This is a genomic window from Dactylosporangium siamense, assembly GCF_016862795.1.
GTDB classification, from domain to species: domain Bacteria; phylum Actinomycetota; class Actinomycetes; order Mycobacteriales; family Micromonosporaceae; genus Dactylosporangium; species Dactylosporangium siamense.
In genome coordinates this window covers 171,518-185,656 of sequence record NZ_BONQ01000125.1, presented here as the reverse complement: position 1 = coordinate 185,656, position 14,139 = coordinate 171,518, and the positions used below count along the sequence as shown (strand labels likewise).

The 14,139-nt window shown below is 75.2% G+C and carries 16 protein-coding genes; 9 read left to right on the top strand and 7 right to left on the bottom strand.

What is annotated here, in order from left to right:
* Positions 1–6: 6 nt before the first annotated feature.
* Genes Dsi01nite_RS39605 through Dsi01nite_RS39585 form a run of 5 tightly spaced genes read left to right on the top strand, consistent with a single transcriptional unit; the run spans position 7 to position 4,644 of the window.
* Entirely contained in the window at positions 7–342 is a 336-nt protein-coding gene (locus Dsi01nite_RS39605; protein WP_203851522.1) for a phosphopantetheine-binding protein, read from the top strand.
* Positions 343–1,566 carry a glycosyltransferase family 4 protein gene (locus Dsi01nite_RS39600; RefSeq protein ID WP_203851521.1) on the top strand — a complete coding sequence of 408 codons (1,224 nt, stop codon included), beginning with the start codon at positions 343–345 and terminating at the stop codon, positions 1,564–1,566.
* On the top strand, positions 1,563–2,444 hold the full coding sequence (locus Dsi01nite_RS39595) for a thiamine pyrophosphate-dependent dehydrogenase E1 component subunit alpha (protein WP_203851520.1): 882 nt from the start codon (positions 1,563–1,565) through the stop codon (positions 2,442–2,444). Before Dsi01nite_RS39600 ends, Dsi01nite_RS39595 begins: the two co-directional genes overlap by 4 nt.
* Positions 2,441–3,436 (top strand): alpha-ketoacid dehydrogenase subunit beta, encoded by a 996-nt coding sequence (locus tag Dsi01nite_RS39590; RefSeq protein ID WP_203851519.1) that lies wholly within the window; start codon positions 2,441–2,443, stop codon positions 3,434–3,436. Before Dsi01nite_RS39595 ends, Dsi01nite_RS39590 begins: the two co-directional genes overlap by 4 nt.
* Complete coding sequence (locus tag Dsi01nite_RS39585; protein ID WP_203851518.1) at positions 3,433–4,644, top strand: 2-oxo acid dehydrogenase subunit E2; 1,212 nt, start codon at positions 3,433–3,435, stop codon at positions 4,642–4,644. The genes Dsi01nite_RS39590 and Dsi01nite_RS39585 overlap by 4 nt, the downstream gene beginning before the upstream one ends.
* On the opposite strand, the gene Dsi01nite_RS39580 is transcribed toward Dsi01nite_RS39585, so the two are convergent.
* On the bottom strand, positions 4,616–5,401 hold the full coding sequence (locus Dsi01nite_RS39580; protein ID WP_203851517.1) for a DUF4261 domain-containing protein: 786 nt from the start codon (positions 5,399–5,401) through the stop codon (positions 4,616–4,618). The two genes, Dsi01nite_RS39585 and Dsi01nite_RS39580, sit on opposite strands and share 29 nt — an antisense overlap.
* Positions 5,402–5,509: 108 nt before the next feature.
* Between Dsi01nite_RS39580 and Dsi01nite_RS39575 the strand changes: the two genes are divergently transcribed.
* Positions 5,510–6,016 carry a GNAT family N-acetyltransferase gene (locus Dsi01nite_RS39575; RefSeq protein WP_239136506.1) on the top strand — a complete coding sequence of 169 codons (507 nt, stop codon included), beginning with the start codon at positions 5,510–5,512 and terminating at the stop codon, positions 6,014–6,016.
* On the opposite strand, the gene Dsi01nite_RS39570 is transcribed toward Dsi01nite_RS39575, so the two are convergent.
* The gene (locus Dsi01nite_RS39570) at positions 5,997–7,049 is read right to left on the bottom strand and encodes a tetratricopeptide repeat-containing protein (protein WP_203851515.1); all 1,053 of its coding nucleotides are present in this window, start codon (positions 7,047–7,049) and stop codon (positions 5,997–5,999) included. The two genes, Dsi01nite_RS39575 and Dsi01nite_RS39570, sit on opposite strands and share 20 nt — an antisense overlap.
* Positions 7,050–7,107: 58 nt before the next feature.
* On the bottom strand, positions 7,108–7,950 hold the full coding sequence (locus tag Dsi01nite_RS39565) for an ATP-grasp domain-containing protein (protein WP_203851514.1): 843 nt from the start codon (positions 7,948–7,950) through the stop codon (positions 7,108–7,110).
* Positions 7,951–8,011: 61 nt separating this feature from the next.
* On the opposite strand from Dsi01nite_RS39565, the gene Dsi01nite_RS39560 reads away from it, so the two are divergent.
* Together Dsi01nite_RS39560 and Dsi01nite_RS39555 are read left to right on the top strand one after the other, a co-directional pair.
* Positions 8,012–8,896 (top strand): GNAT family N-acetyltransferase, encoded by an 885-nt coding sequence (locus tag Dsi01nite_RS39560; protein ID WP_203851513.1) that lies wholly within the window; start codon positions 8,012–8,014, stop codon positions 8,894–8,896.
* 29 nt (positions 8,897–8,925) lie between these two features.
* Positions 8,926–9,183 carry a YciI family protein gene (locus tag Dsi01nite_RS39555; protein ID WP_203851512.1) on the top strand — a complete coding sequence of 86 codons (258 nt, stop codon included), beginning with the start codon at positions 8,926–8,928 and terminating at the stop codon, positions 9,181–9,183.
* A gap of 4 nt (positions 9,184–9,187) precedes the next feature.
* On the opposite strand, the gene Dsi01nite_RS39550 is transcribed toward Dsi01nite_RS39555, so the two are convergent.
* The 4 genes from Dsi01nite_RS39550 to Dsi01nite_RS39535 form a co-directional block, all read right to left on the bottom strand.
* Positions 9,188–9,859 (bottom strand): hypothetical protein, encoded by a 672-nt coding sequence (locus tag Dsi01nite_RS39550; RefSeq protein ID WP_203851511.1) that lies wholly within the window; start codon positions 9,857–9,859, stop codon positions 9,188–9,190.
* Positions 9,860–9,895: 36 nt separating this feature from the next.
* Positions 9,896–10,852, bottom strand: a complete 957-nt coding sequence (locus tag Dsi01nite_RS39545; RefSeq protein ID WP_203851510.1) for a sigma-70 family RNA polymerase sigma factor — start codon at positions 10,850–10,852, stop codon at positions 9,896–9,898.
* Complete coding sequence (locus tag Dsi01nite_RS39540; RefSeq protein ID WP_203851509.1) at positions 10,849–12,264, bottom strand: MFS transporter; 1,416 nt, start codon at positions 12,262–12,264, stop codon at positions 10,849–10,851. Before Dsi01nite_RS39540 ends, Dsi01nite_RS39545 begins: the two co-directional genes overlap by 4 nt.
* Positions 12,265–12,389: 125 nt before the next feature.
* Positions 12,390–13,559 (bottom strand): ankyrin repeat domain-containing protein, encoded by a 1,170-nt coding sequence (locus Dsi01nite_RS39535; RefSeq protein WP_203851508.1) that lies wholly within the window; start codon positions 13,557–13,559, stop codon positions 12,390–12,392.
* Between the two features lie 124 nt (positions 13,560–13,683).
* Between Dsi01nite_RS39535 and Dsi01nite_RS39530 the strand changes: the two genes are divergently transcribed.
* Positions 13,684–14,130 carry a hypothetical protein gene (locus Dsi01nite_RS39530; protein ID WP_203851507.1) on the top strand — a complete coding sequence of 149 codons (447 nt, stop codon included), beginning with the start codon at positions 13,684–13,686 and terminating at the stop codon, positions 14,128–14,130.
* Positions 14,131–14,139: the final 9 nt, after the last annotated feature.

Genomic DNA, 14,139 nt, shown 5'->3' with positions numbered 1-14,139 from the left:
CCGACCATGACAGCGCCCACCCCCGACACCACCGAGGCCGCGGTCCTGCGCATCTGGGCGGACCTCGGGCTGCCCGCCACGTCGGTCGACGACGACTTCTTCGTCCTCGGCGGCCAGTCCCTGACCCTGGTCGCGTTCCTGGCCCGGGTCCAGGAGACGATGGGCGTCGAGGTGCCCGTCGACACGCTGTTCGAGACGGACCTGACCGTCGCGGCGGCGGCCCGGGCGATCACCCAGGCACAGCTCGACGGGCTCGCGCCCGACGACCTGGCGGCGGTCATGGCCGAGCTGGACGGCATGTCCGACGACGAGATCGCGGCGCTACTGGCCCAGGCGGAGTAGATGGCCGGCCTGACGGTTCTGCTGGCGCAGAACATGCGGTATCTGCCCAGCCACGGCGGCGCCAACCGGTCCAACCGGATCCTCCTGGAGGAGCTCGCCGCCCGCGGGCACCGCTGCGTCGCGGTGACGCCGCTGCACGCCACCGAACACCGGCTCACCGTCGAGGACCTCCTCGCCGAGCTGGCCGGGCGCGGCGTCACCGACGCCCGGCGGGCCGGCGACGCCGTCGTCTACACGCACCGCGGGGTGACCGTCCACGCCGTCACCGCGCCGGCCCGGCTCGCCGCGCACGTCCTCGCCGTCGCCGCCGCCGAGGCGCCCGACCGGACCCTGGTCCCGTCCGACGATCCGGGCCTGCTGATGCTCGGCACCGCGCTGCGCGCCACCCCCGACCGGGTCGTGTACCTGGTGCACACGCTGCAACAGCTGCCGTTCGGCCCGCGCGCGTTCTACCCTCAGGCGTCGGGGCTGCGCCTCCTGCGCCGCGCCGCCGGGGTGGTCGCCGTCAGCCGCGCCGCCCGCGACTACGTCCGGGTCCACGGCGGCCTCGACGCGACGCTCATCCACCCGCCGGTCTACGGCACCGGGCCGTGGCCGGCGAGCACCGGCGGCGCGGTCACGATGGTGAACCCGTGCGGATACAAGGGACTGCCGATCCTGCTCGGGCTCGCCGACGCCTGCCCGGACGTGCCGTTCCTGGCCGTGCCCACATGGGGCACCACCGCCGACGACCGGGCGGCGCTGGCCCGCCGGCCGAACATCACGATCGTGCCGCCCGCCGACGACCTCGCCGCCGTGTACGCCCGCAGCCGGGTGCTGCTCATGCCGTCACTGTGGGACGAGACGTTCGGCTACACCGCGGTCGAGGCGATGCTGCACGGCGTGCCCGTCCTCGCCGCCGACGTCGGCGGGCTCGGCGAGGCGAAGCTCGGCGTGCCGTACCTGCTGCCGGTCACACCGATCAGCCGGTACCTGCCGCAGCGGCCGGACGCGCCGTACCCGGAGCCGGAGCTGCCGCCGCAGGACCTCGGCCCGTGGCTGGCCGCGCTGCGGCGCCTGCTGACGGACGACCGGCACCACGCGTCGATCGCCGCGACCGGACGGGAGGCGGCGGGAGCGTTCGCCGGCGGCCTGCAGCCGGGCGCGTTCGCACGGTATCTCGAGGCCGTCGACCCGGCGCGGCAGCGCGCCCTGGCCGTGCTGCTCGCCCGGCGGTCCGCGTGAACGACGACGACCTGCGGCTGCTGCTGCTCATCCGGCACTTCGAGACCGCGCTGCTCGACCTGTTCGCCCAAGGGCTGCTGTCCGGCACCACCCACACCTGCCTCGGCCAGGAGCCGGTCCCGGTCGCGCTGCGCCCGCTGCTGCACCCCGACGACTTCGTGTTCAGCAACCATCGCGGCCACGGGCACTACCTCGCCCGGTTCGGCGACCCGGCCGGCCTGCTCGCCGAGATCATGGGCCGGGAGGGCGCGGTCTGCGGCGGGGTCGGCGGCAGCCAGCACCTCAAGCGGGGCAGGTACCTGTCCACCGGCGTGCAGGGCGAGAGCCTCCCCGTCGCCGCGGGCACCGCCCTGCACCTCGCCCACCACGAGCCCGGCCGCCTCGCCTGCGTCCACATCGGCGACGGCACGTGGGGCGAGGGCGCGGTGTACGAGGCCCTGAACATGGCGGCGCTGTGGCGGCTGCCGCTGCTCGTCGCCGTGGAGCACAACGGCATCGCGCAGTCCACCCCGACCGCGGCGCAGCTGGCCGGCACGATCGCCGCGCGCGCCGACGCGTTCGGCGCCGCGTACCTGTACGTGCCCGCCGACGACGTGACGGACATGCGGGACCTGCTGGACAAGCCCCTCACCCGGGTCCGCGACGGCGGCGGCCCCCTCGTCGTGGAGTTCGCGACCCGGCGCCTCGGCCCGCACAGCAAGGGCGACGACCCACGCTCCACCGTGGAGGTCGACCAGCTGCGGGCGGCCGACTGGCACACCCGGTACGCCGCGACGCTCGGGCCGCGCTTCACGGACCTCGACGCCGAGCAGCGCGACCGGATCGCCGCGGTGGTGCGCGACGTGACCGGGCGGGCACCCGTGCGGGAGCGGCGATGACGGCGCACCGGCGGGTCGGCGACGCGCTGAACGCCGCCCTCGGCACGCTCCTGGCCGAGGACCCGGCGCTGTACCTGCTCGGCGAGGACATCGCCGACCCCTACGGCGGCGCCTTCGGCATCACCCGCGGGCTGTCCACCCGCTTCCCGCGGCAGGTCATCACCACCCCGATCAGCGAGGCCGGCATCGTCGGCGTCGCCAACGGGCTCGCCCTCGCCGGCGACAAGGCGATCGTCGAGATGATGTTCGCCGACTTCGTCGCGCTCGCCTTCGACCAGATCGTCAACTTCGCCGCCAAGTCCACCACGATGTACGGCCACCCCGTGCCGATGCCGGTCGTGGTGCGCTGCCCGACCGGCGGCAACCGCGGCTACGGCCCGACCCACAGCCAGAGCCCGCAGAAGCACTTCATCGGCGTGCCCGGCCTCGACGTGTACGAGCTGAGCCCGCTGCACGACCCGGTCGCGCTGCTACGGGAGCTGCTCGGCAGCGGCCGGCCGTCGCTGCTCTTCGAGGACAAGACCCTCTACGCCGCGCCGCTGCGCCCCGACGACCTGTTCCGCGTCACGCACCACGGCTTTACCGCGCACGTCCGCGTCGACGACGACATCCCCGCCGACGACTACCTGATCGTCGCCCCCGGCGGGCTGACCGGACGCGCCACCGTCGCGATGCGCTCGTTGCTGCTGCGGTACGAACTGAGCGGCCGCCTGCTCGTCCCGGCCCGGCTCCACCCGCTCGACCTCGACCCTCTGCTGGAGGCGGCAACGTCGACGAGCCGGGTGGTCGTGGTCGAGGACGGACCGCCGGGCGCGGCCTGGGGGACCGAGGTCGCCTACCGGCTGCAGCGGGCGCTGTGGGGCACGTCGTCCGGTCCCGTCCGGCTCTGCCAGGCCGCCGACGGCGTCATCCCGACCGCCGCCCATCTGGAACGCGAGGTGCTCGTGCAGGCGGAGACCATCGTGCGGGCCGTGCTGGAGGCACATCGATGACCGAGATCCTGGTGCCGAAACTCAACGCCAACGACACCGCGTACACCCTGGTCGAGTGGCTCGTCCCGGCGGGCACGGTGGTCGGCGCGGGTGAGCCGGTCGCGACGGTGGAGACGTCGAAGGCGGCGGAGGACCTGCCGAGCCCGGGCGACGGCGTGCTGCACCACCTCGTCGCCGTCGGGGCGGAGTGCGCGGTGGGCGCGGCGATCGGGCGGCTGTTCGCGTCGGCGGCGGACCGGGACCGGTTCCTGGCCCCGGATCCCGGCGCGGGCGGCGGGCCGGTCATCACGGAGCCGGCGTTGCGGGCGATGGCGGAGCGGGGCATCCCCGTCGCCGCCGTGCGCGCGCTCGGGCGCAAGGTCGTCCGGGTCGCCGACCTCGCCGCGCTGGGCCCGGACGTCACCACCCCGGAGCCGCACGTCGCCGCCCTGGGGCCGCACGTCGCCGCCCTGGGGCCGCACGTCGCCGCCCTGGGGCCGCACGTGGCAGGTCCGGAGGTGCCGGACGTGGCCGGTCCGGAGCCGGACGTTTCGGGTGGCGGGCGGCGGGTCGAGCTCACCGCGGCGCAGCGGGCCGTCGGCGTCGTCGTCGCCGAGTCGCACCGCACCGTGCCGGCCGCGTTCGTCGCCGTGAAGGTCCCGCTCGACGCGGCGGTCGAGCACGCCAGGGCGCTGACCCGCGAGCACCGCCGCCTCGTCGGCGTGCCCGAGCTGCTCATCGCCGCGATCGGCGGCCTCCTGGCCACGCACCCGCTGTGCTTCGCCCGCCTCGTCGCCCCCGGCGTCGTGCACGTGCCCGGGACCGCCGACGTCGGCGTCACCATCGACGTCGGCAAGGGTCTGCACGTGCCGGTCCTGCGCGCCGTGCAGGCCACCCTGGTCCACGACCTCGCCACCCGGCTGATGGCCCACCGGATGACCGCGCTGCGCGGCACGTTCCGGGCCGGCGACCTCACCGGGGCGAACATCCTCCTCGCCCTGCACACCGACGACGACGTCACCCACGCCGTCCCCGTGGTCCTGCCCGGCACGTCGTGCGCCGTGTCCCTCGCGGGCCGCCAGACGGAGCTGTTCCTCGGCCCGGGCGGCGCGGTGGCCCAGCGGACCGTGGTGCAGCTCGGCCTCGCCTACGACCACCGCGTCCTCAACGGCCGCGACGCCCTCGCGTTCCTCCGCGACCTCAGCGCCGCCCTCCAGCGCCCGGCGTGATCGACAGCACCGGCCGTTCGGGGTCGACCGAGGCCGTCGCGGCCGTGACCCGCCACCGCCCGTCCCGCAGCAGCCCCTGCACCACGCTGCCGCTCCGGATCGTCCGGCCGCCGACCAGGTCCTCGGCCAGCGCGGTCAGGTAGGCGGCCAGATGCTCCTCGGGCAGCCCGCTGAAGACGCACTCGAGGTCGGGCAGGCCGAGCGGGCCCAGCCCCAGGGTGTCCATCAGCAGCCGGCCGGGGCTGCCGGCGACGTTGAACAGCCGCACGTTGACCAGCCCGGCCAGGGGACGCACGGCCAGCGCCGCGGGTGGGGTCGCGACGCCGCTCGCCGGCCACCAGATCGCGGCCGGTGCCGGGACCTCGGCGAGACCACGCACGGCCGCGGTGAACGCCCGCACGCGGTTGGCGGGGGCGAACGACGTACCGAAGACCTCGGTGACCGTCACGGTGTGCCGCACCGCCGCCATCGTCGCCGCGGCGTCCGGCCATTCCCAGGTCTGGGTGAGATCCCGCCGGCCGCGGGCGTCACCCGGCCGCGGCAGCGGCCGCCCGACCGACACCAGCAGACGGATGTCCACCCCGTCGCCGGTGAGGGTGGTGAGCTCCGGGAAGGCGACCATCAGCCCGCCGCCGCGGCCCGTGCCGTCGACGAGCTCGGCCGACGGCCAGAACCGCCGGATCCCGGACAGCACGTCCGCCGGGCGCGGCCGCACCGCGTCGACGTAGCAGAGCTCAGCCGCCAGTCCAGAGTTCATGGGGCCCTTCGACTCCTCAGACCACTCGCGCATCATGCCACGATGGCGCACCTGTGCCGATCCGCAATCCGGTGGCGAATCGCGACCGGGTCAGCCGATGATTGCCCGGTGACAGCACATCCCGGCACCGGCCTCGTCGTCGCCGTCGTGAAGCCGGAGGAGCCCCTGGCCCGCCAGGCGTTGCGCGACTACTACCACGACATCGGCGGGCGATACTACGACCGTCCGATGACCGGGGCGGAGGTCGACGACATCCTCACCGAGGAACCCGACGAGGACCTGCGGCCACCGACCGGCTGGTTCTGGGTCGCGACCCGCGAGGACCACGTCGCCGGCTGCATCGGCCTGCGCTACGTCACCGAGGACGGCGTCCGCGTCGGCGAGCTGACCCGGGTCTTCGTGTCGGGCGCCGTCCGCCGGCAGGGCCTCGGCGCGAGGCTGCTGGACGTCGTCGAGCGGCAGGCCCGCGCCGACGGCGTCACCTCGCTGCGCCTCGATGTCCGCACCGACCTGGTCGAGGCCCGCGCCCTCTACGCCCGCCACGGCTTCCACGAGGTCCCGCGGTTCAACGACAGCCCGTACGCCGGCCACTGGTTCAGGAAGGCGCTGCGCTGAGCCGTTCGAGGTTGCGCCGCGCCGCCACCGTGTCGGGGTGCTGCTCACCGAGCCGGGCGACGCACGCCTCGAGCACCGCGGTGAGCTCGATCGCGGCGTTCGCCTCGTCGCCCTGCAGCAGCATCACCCGCGCGATCCCGTCGCGGGCGGCCAGATGCTCCGGGTCCAGCGGGTCGCTCAACTCGGCCGCCCGCTCGTAGGCGCGGTAGGCCGCCATCAGGTCCCGCTGCTCCCGCAGCACCATCGCGTAGTCGTTCAGGCCGGCCGGTGCGTCGACGGCCGCCGCGGAGAGGGCCCGCGCGCCGGCCAGGTCACCGGCGGCGAGCCGGGCGGTCGCCGGGTCTTCGGGGGCCGCCTGCCGCCGGGCGATGCGGGTGTCCGGGTGCGCCGGGCCGAAGAGCCGCTCGTACAGGTCGGCCGCCTCGGCGTGCTCCCCGGTGACCCGCGCGACGCCGTTGCGCGCCGCCACGGACTCCGGGTGCGCGTCGTCGAGGAGCCGCCCGCAGCGCGCGAGGGTGTCGCGGTAGCGTTCGCCGGCCGCCTCCCGCTCGCCGTGCGTCAGCAGCGCCGCCGCGAGGCCGTTCGCCGCGGCCAGGGTCGGCAGCGCGTCGGCGCCCTGTTCGTCGTTCAGCGTCCGGTGCGCCGTCAGCCACACCGCGACCGCCCTCCCCAGGGCACCCTGAGCGAGGTGCACGGCGGCGAGACCCTGCAGCAGCTCGGCCGTGTAGTCCTCGCCGCCGGCGGCGCCCAGCGCCTCCTCGAACCGTTCGGCGGCGCCGGTCAGGTCGCCGCGTTCGGCCCGGTCCAGCGCGTCGGAATACAGCTCGTGCACGGCGTCCGTCGCCTGCCGCTCCGCCCGGGTGGCCCGGACCTCGCGCCACCTCAGCCAGCCGACGCCGGCGAGGAGCACCGCCACGACCGCGAGGACCCACGGCCCGAGACCGTCGACGAGACCGGCGACGATGCAGGTCAGCGGGCACGCGGCGGCGACGACCACGACCGCCGTCACGACGCCCTCGCGCGTCCTGCCCATCGACACATCATCGCCGCGCCCGGCGCGCCGGGCGGCCGGTGAGTCGCGCATCCGCCAGCTACCGCACGGCAGCCACGAAGGCCTCCGGGTCGACGGTGCCGGGGCGGTCGCTGACCTGGCCGTCGCCGAGCTCGATCACCCGCCACACCCCGTCGGCGCGCAGGGCCAGGTCCACCGTGACGAACGGCAGGCGCAGCGCGGCCACCAGCGGCTCGACGGCGGACAGGTCCAGCCCGGCGGGCGGTGCGTCGTGCGGGGTGTCCGGGTGCGGCCCGACGAGGCGGCACATCCCGCCGACCCACCAGGTGCGGACCTCGGCCGGGCCGAACTCCTCGAACCGGCGCAGCACGAACCCGCCGGTGAACTCGTCGTCGCGCAGCTCCCGGAACCGCGCCGCCACCGCCCACGCGGCGTCCAGGTCGGCGAGGTCGGGGATGTACACGGCCTCGTGCCAGTAGTGCTTCATCGATTTCGTGTAGTCGCGCAGGACCGCCGGGCCGGGCCCGAGCGCCGTCGCGGCCCGTTCGAACGCGTCCCGGTCGCCGCCGGTCGTCCACCGCGTCGGCGGCGTGACGTCCGACAGGGCCGCGTACCAGCCCGGCAGCTCGTGCGCCTGCCGGTACTGGGCGGCGGAGGTGCGCAACCCGACCCCACGACCGGCGAGCGCCCCGGCGAACGCGGTGTACTGCCCGGCGCGCAGCATCCAGCCGCGGTAGACGGCGGCGCCGGCGTCCTGCGGCACCCGGGCGACGCCGCTGGCCGCACCGTCCGCGGTGCTCAGCGCGTCGTGGTCGACGACCGCCACGTCCAGCCCCGCCGCGCGGGCGGCGTCGGCCTCCGCGGCGAAGTGCTCGTCGGGACGGCGGGGGCGCAGTGGATCGGCCGGTACCAGCAACATCATCCGGACATGGTGCCATCGAAATTCCGAGCCGGGGCGGCACAACGGTCGATACGGTGGCGGCATGAGCGTGCTGGAGTTCACGACCGACACGGCGGCGTTCCTCGCCGCGGCCGGTGACCATCTGGCCGCCGACCCGGTCCTGAACACGGTCGTGACCGCCAACGCGCACCGGCCCCGGACCTGGCCGGACGGCGGCCCGCCCCGGCACTTCTGGTGGCTGATCGTGCGGGACGCGGCCGGTGCCGTCGTCGGGGCGGGGATGCGCACCGCGCCGGACCCGCCGCATCCGCTGTTCCTGCTGCCGATGCCCGGCGACGCCGCCGTCGAGGTGGCCCGCGCCCTGCACGGCCGCGGCGAGGAGACCCTCGCGGTCCACGGGGCGCTGCCGGCCGCCGAGCGGTGCGCCGCGGAGCTGGCCCGCCTCGGCGGCGGCCGGGCCGAGGTCCTCATCCACACCCGGCTGCACGAGCTCGGCGAGCTCATCCCGCCCAGGCCCGCGCCGGGGCACCTCAGGGTCGTGACCGAGGACGACATCGACCTGGTCGGCCCGTGGGTCGACGCGTTCCTCGGCGACGCCGACGAGCAGGCCGGCCGGGCCCGGGGCGCCGGCGTGCACGTCATGCCCGACCGCGCGGAGCTGCTGCGCCGCATCGGTGAGCAGCAGTACTGGTTCTGGCTCGACGGGACCGGCAGTCCGGTGTGCCTCACGGGCGTGACGCCACCGCTCTACGGCGTGGCCCGGGTCGCCCCGGTGTACACGCCGCCGGAGGAGCGGGGACGCGGCTGGGCCAGCAACGCCGTCGCCGAGGTATCCCGCCGCGCCCTGGCCGGCGGCAACCGGGTGTGCCTGTTCACCGACCAGGCCAACCCGACCTCGAACAAGATCTACGCCGCCCTCGGCTACCGCCCGGTCGTCGACATGGCCAACCACGTGATCGTGCGCTGAACACCCGCCCGTCGGCCTACCATGGCCGGGTGTTCCTTCTTGAGCTCGCCTTCGACGGCAGTCCCGACCGGCTCGCGCTGCGCCCGGCACACCGTGAGCGGCTGCAGGCCCTCCACGCCGCGGGCAAGGTGGTCCTCGCCGGGCCGTACTCCGACGAGTCCGGCGCGCTGCTGGTCTTCGACGTGAGCGCGGCGGAGTTCGCGGAGATCATCGACGCCGACCCGTACTACCGGGCGCCGGGCGTGAGCATCGCCCGCCGGCAGGAGTGGGACCCGATCTTCCGCTGAGCGCTCAGCCGCCCTTCTGCTCCGACGCGTACGGGCGGATCCGGATCGTGCCGATCGTGGCGCCCTTGCCGTCGTAGGCGGTGACGAGCGGGTACTGCTCCGGCGGCAGCGGCGTCGTGCGGCCCTCACCGTTGGGGATGTTGTGCGGCAGCGGCTTGCCCTGCCGCTGCTCCCAGAACATCGTGACCGACGGGTTGGCGCTCCACCGGGCGTACTTCGCCTCGACGGTCCTGCCGGCGGCCTGGACGGTGACGCGGCCGGGCTCGGCGAACACGGCGCCGAACTCGATCAGCGTGCCGTCGGGCGTGACGCACTGGTGCACGTCGAGCCACCGGACCGGTTCGGTCACCATGGTGTCGGCGAAGAACCCGTAGCCGCCGGCACAGGGCTGGTCGACCTCGACCGCGCCGGTGCGCCGGTCCCGCCACGCGTGGTCCAGGTGCGGTTCGTCGGGTGATCCGCCCCAGAAGTACAGCACCATCTCCTTGCCGCCGATCACGATGCCGGTCGGGACGGTGTCGCCGACCGGCAGGGCGCTGGGATTCGCCGTGATCGGGACCGGCGACGGCGTCTGCGGCCCGCCGGCCTGCTGGTCCGGGCCCTTGGCCGCGCACGCCGCCAGCCCGACGAGCACGGCCGCCGACACGATCACCCCTGGAACTGCAAGCCGACGCATGCTGCCTCCTCTGTCGTCAATGACGACCTGGCCGGCTCACATCGTTGCCTCACCCCGGTCGATCGGGAGGCCGAAGGCGGCGAACAGATCGGGCCGGTGGACGTCCAGCACCGCGGCGATCCCGGCCTTGGTCAGGGTCAGCACCTGGATCGAGTGGGCGTGGAAGGCCCGGTCGCGGCCCCGGACGTACCAGGCGAACGCGGGCTGCCCGTTCGCGGCCGTCTCCACCACGAGCCGGTGCCCCTCCCCCGGCAGCATCCTCGACCGCAGCAGCCGCAGCACGGCGTCGCGGCCCGCGAACCAGGTCGGGATCGGTGGCATCTCCCAGCGGGTGTCCTGGGTCAGCAGGCCCTCCAGGGTGGCGAGGTCCGCGGTCTCGAAGGCCCGGGCGTAGCGGTCCAGCAGCGCCCGCCGCTCGGGCTCGTCCGGTTCGCTGAGCTCGTCCTCGGTGGGCGCGAGCCGGGCCAGTTCGGCGCGCGCCCGCTGCAGCGAGCTGTTGACGGCCGCGGTGCTGGTGTCGAGCAGGCCGGCCACCTCGGCCGCCGGCCAGGCGAGCACATCGCGCAGGATCAGCGTGGCGCGCTGCCGTGGCGGCAGGTGTTGCAGCGCCGCGACCATCGCCAGCCGCAGGCTCTGCCGGGTCCCGACGACCGTGGCCGGGTCGGCGTTCATCAGCAGGTCGGGCAGCGGCTCCAGCCAGTGCGTCTCCAGGTCGTGCGGGCGCACGTCGTCCGGGTCGTTGCCGGGCGCGCCCAACGCCGACGGCACCAGCCGGCGGCTGCTGTGCTGCAGGGCGTTGAGGCAGACCCGGGTCGCGATCCGGTAGAGCCAGGTCCGGACCGACGAGCGCCGCTCGAAGGCGGCGAAGCCGCGCCACGCCCGCAGGTAGGTGTCCTGCACCGCGTCCTCCGCGTCGTGCAGCGAGCCGAGCATCCGGTAGCAGTGCGCCACCAGCTCGCCCCGGTGCAGCGCGAACTCGTCCTCCAGGTTCATCCCCGCTCCCGGACCAGATCCCGCTGGGCGACGCCCGGTCCGGTCCGGCGCCGGGCGCCGATGCCGAGTCCCGCGAGCGCACCCAGCAGCGACAGTACGCCGCAGACCGCGAGGGCCCGGCTGAACCCGCCGGCGAACGAGCCGTAGCCGCCCGCGGCGGCGAACACCGCGGCCAGCAGCGCCACCCCGACCACCCCGCCGAGCTGCCGCATCATGCTGTAGATCCCGGAGGCGATGCCGACCGCGCCCGGCGGCAGCGCGCCGATGCTGGCGCTCTGCGTCGCCGGCATCGCCATCGACACGCCGCATCCGGCCACGATGAGCGGCGCGACCAGGTCGGCGTAGTGGACCGCGCCGGCGTCGACCCGGCTGATCCAGAACATGCCGGCCGCCTGCAGCGTCAGCCCGGTCACGACCAGGGGCCGTTCACCGACGCGGTCCACGAGCCGGCCGGCGATCGGCGCCACCAGGAACAGGGTCGCCGTCCACGGCAGCAGCCGCAGCCCGGCGAGCAGCGGGCCGGAGCCGAACACGACCTGCATGAACTGGGCGAGGAAGAACACGGCGCCGAAGAGCGCCGCGGTGAGCAGGAACCCGGCGGCGTTGCCGGCCGAGAACGACCGGGACCGGAAGTGCACCGGCGGCACCATCGGCTCCGGCGCCCGGACCTGCCAGATCAGGAACGCCAGCAGGAGCAGGCCGCCCAGCGCCAACGAGCCGACCACCTCGACGCTGCCCCAGCCCGCCTCCGCGCCACGGACGACGCCCCAGACGATGCCGAGCACGGCCAGGGTGCTCAGCACCGCGCCACCCGGGTCGAGCCGCCGCCGCGGTCCGGTGCTCTCCGGGATCCGCCGCAGGACCAGCGGAACCGCCGCCGCGGCGACCGGCACGTTGATCCAGAAGATCCACTGCCAGGCGAGCCCCTCGGTGACGGCGCCGCCGATCACCGGGCCGCTCAGCACGGCCAGCCCGGTCAGGCCGCTGAAAACCCCGATCGCCCAGCCGCGGCGCTCGGGCGGGAACGCGGCGCCGAGCAGCCCCATCGCGAGGGGCATCACGACCGCCGCACCGATGCCCTGGACGGCCCGCGCGGCGATCAGCGCCGCCGTCGACGTCGCCAGCGCGCAGCCGACCGACGCGACGCCGAACAGCGCCAGCCCGGCCGCGAACGTGCGTCGCCGCCCCCACCGGTCGCCGAGCGCCGCCGCGGTCAGCATCAGCATCGCGAAGCTGAGGCTGTAGGCGTTCATCGTCCATTCCAGTTGTTCCACCGTCGCGCCGAGGTCGTGCCGGATGGTGGTCAGCGCCGCCGCGACCACCAGGACGTCCAGCGCCACCACCACCGAGCCGATCGAGGTCAGCCCCAGCACCCAGCGTTGTTCGACGGTTGTGCGTTGTGTACCGCTCACGAAAGGTCCCCCAAAGTCGCTGTCACCGGTACTGACCGCGACAGAGGACCGGACTCATCGCCCGGCGGCGACGGATTTCCGGCGACCGGCAGCGTGCGCCGCGCGCGCCGACGCCGTGGCCGGCATCAGTGCGGGATCTGGCCGAAGAAGTCCTCGGCAAGGTCCCGCACGTCCCAGACGCTGACACCGGCGGCTCGCAGCCGCGTGTCGCCGTTGGCCGACTCGTTCAGGGCCGACCACGCGACGGCCACCTCGTCCCGGGACGCGGTCACCGTGTGCCACGAGGCACGCGGGACGGGCACCTGGTCGCTGCGCAGCCGGGCCGCGAACGCCAGGGCCGCCGCCCCGGTGTGGCCGCTGCGCAGTTCCCAGTCGTCGCCGAGCCCGTCGACGACCGCCTCGACGACCGAGGCCAGGAGCTCGAACTGGACCGGGTCGGCCTCCAGCCGCAGCTCGCCCGGGTGCAGGCGCAGCAGGGTCCGGGCGACCGGCACGTCGTGGCTGCCGACCGACCGCTCGCCGAGCGCGAACTGGATGTTCTGCCAGTGCCACGCCTGCGCCAGCCGCAGCGCGGTCGTCCCGTCCGGGGCGGCCAGGCTCCGGTCGGCACCGGCGAGCAGCAGCACCGCGGCGGCGGCGCGGTGGTTGCGTTCCACCGCGTGCATGAGGGCGGAACGGCCGCGCGGGTCGGTGGCGTCGACGTCCGCGCCGGCCCGGACGAGCAGGTCCACGGCGGCGTGATCGCCGAGCCGGGCGGCCAGCACGAGGGCCGGGGTGCCGTCCGCGCGCCGCTGGTCCGGGTCGGCGCCGCGGTCGAACAGGATCCGGAGGACGGCCGGCGGCGCGGACGCCCGCACGGCCGCGACCACCGGCGGGTCCTCGCGCGGTCCGGTGTTGGCGCCCAGCTCCAGCAGCACGTCGAGCGTGTCCAGCAGCGCCCGCGCCGGCTGGAAGGCGACCTCGGAGATGACGTGCCCGAGGACGCTCTGCCGGCGGTCGGGCTCGGCGGCGGACGCGCCCGCCGCAACCAGCAGCCGCACCACGCCGGCGTGCCCGGCGCCGGCCGCGACACGTAGCGGTGTGGCGCCGTACCGTCCGACGCCGCCGACCGTGGCGCCCGCCTCGAGCAGCAGCGTGACGAGGTCCGCGCGGCCGGCCCGCGCGGACTCGAGCAGGACACCCCACCGCTCCCGGTCGACCAGTGCGTCGGGGTCGGCGCCGGCGGCCAGGGCGGCGGCGACACCGGCTGCGTCGCCGCTGGCAACGGCCGCGCGCAGCTGGTCGTCGAGGGTCACCGCCCGACTATAGGCCGGGCCGGATCGTGCACCTGCAGCGAAACCACGCACCCGGCGGCCTCCAGCGACCGGCACAGCGGGTTACCCTGTCGGTTCCGACGGTGATCCTGCCCCGGAGGTGGCGATGTCGGTCCCCGATCCTCGGCGCGAGGCCGAAGGCTGGCAGGCCCTGGCCCACTCGGCGGTGGCGGCCGCGGTCTTCTACCCCTTGGCGACCTACGGGCCGGGATGGTGGCGCGGCGCGCGGCTGCCCTCCATGGATCCGCCGTTCGACCTGGCGTGGCTGCACAACGCCTTCGCGTGGACGGCGCAGTACATCGGGCCGGTGCTGACCGGGGCGTTCGGCGGGATGGTCCTGCTGCTGCTCATCGTGGCGGCGTTCACCAGCGGGTTCAGGTCCGAGTCGGCAGCGGTCGGGCGAGTGGTGTCGGCCGGCTGGTCAGCGCCGATGCTCGCGCTGTTCGCGGTCGTGGCCCTTGCCGTGGGCTGGTTCGCGATCAGTCAGGTCGCCGCGTTCATCGCCCCCTTCCTGGGGATGTACCACGGGGAGATCTCCCCGGCGGTCCCGTAACCCGTACTA

Excerpts from the sequence above, each read along its gene's own strand:
- Dsi01nite_RS39550 (WP_203851511.1), bottom strand. The coding sequence starts at position 9,859 with ATGCGTCGGCTTGCAGTTCCAGGGGTGATCGTGTCGGCGGCCGTGCTC.
- Dsi01nite_RS39530 (WP_203851507.1), top strand. The coding sequence starts at position 13,684 with ATGTCGGTCCCCGATCCTCGGCGCGAGGCCGAAGGCTGGCAGGCCCTG.
- Dsi01nite_RS39585 (WP_203851518.1), top strand. The coding sequence starts at position 3,433 with ATGACCGAGATCCTGGTGCCGAAACTCAACGCCAACGACACCGCGTAC.
- Dsi01nite_RS39580 (WP_203851517.1), bottom strand. The coding sequence starts at position 5,401 with ATGAACTCTGGACTGGCGGCTGAGCTCTGCTACGTCGACGCGGTGCGG.
- Dsi01nite_RS39545 (WP_203851510.1), bottom strand. The coding sequence starts at position 10,852 with ATGAACCTGGAGGACGAGTTCGCGCTGCACCGGGGCGAGCTGGTGGCG.
- Dsi01nite_RS39600 (WP_203851521.1), top strand. The coding sequence starts at position 343 with ATGGCCGGCCTGACGGTTCTGCTGGCGCAGAACATGCGGTATCTGCCC.
- Dsi01nite_RS39590 (WP_203851519.1), top strand. The coding sequence starts at position 2,441 with ATGACGGCGCACCGGCGGGTCGGCGACGCGCTGAACGCCGCCCTCGGC.
- Dsi01nite_RS39560 (WP_203851513.1), top strand. The coding sequence starts at position 8,012 with ATGAGCGTGCTGGAGTTCACGACCGACACGGCGGCGTTCCTCGCCGCG.
- Dsi01nite_RS39570 (WP_203851515.1), bottom strand. The coding sequence starts at position 7,049 with ATGGGCAGGACGCGCGAGGGCGTCGTGACGGCGGTCGTGGTCGTCGCC.
- Dsi01nite_RS39605 (WP_203851522.1), top strand. The coding sequence starts at position 7 with ATGACAGCGCCCACCCCCGACACCACCGAGGCCGCGGTCCTGCGCATC.
- Dsi01nite_RS39565 (WP_203851514.1), bottom strand. The coding sequence starts at position 7,950 with ATGATGTTGCTGGTACCGGCCGATCCACTGCGCCCCCGCCGTCCCGAC.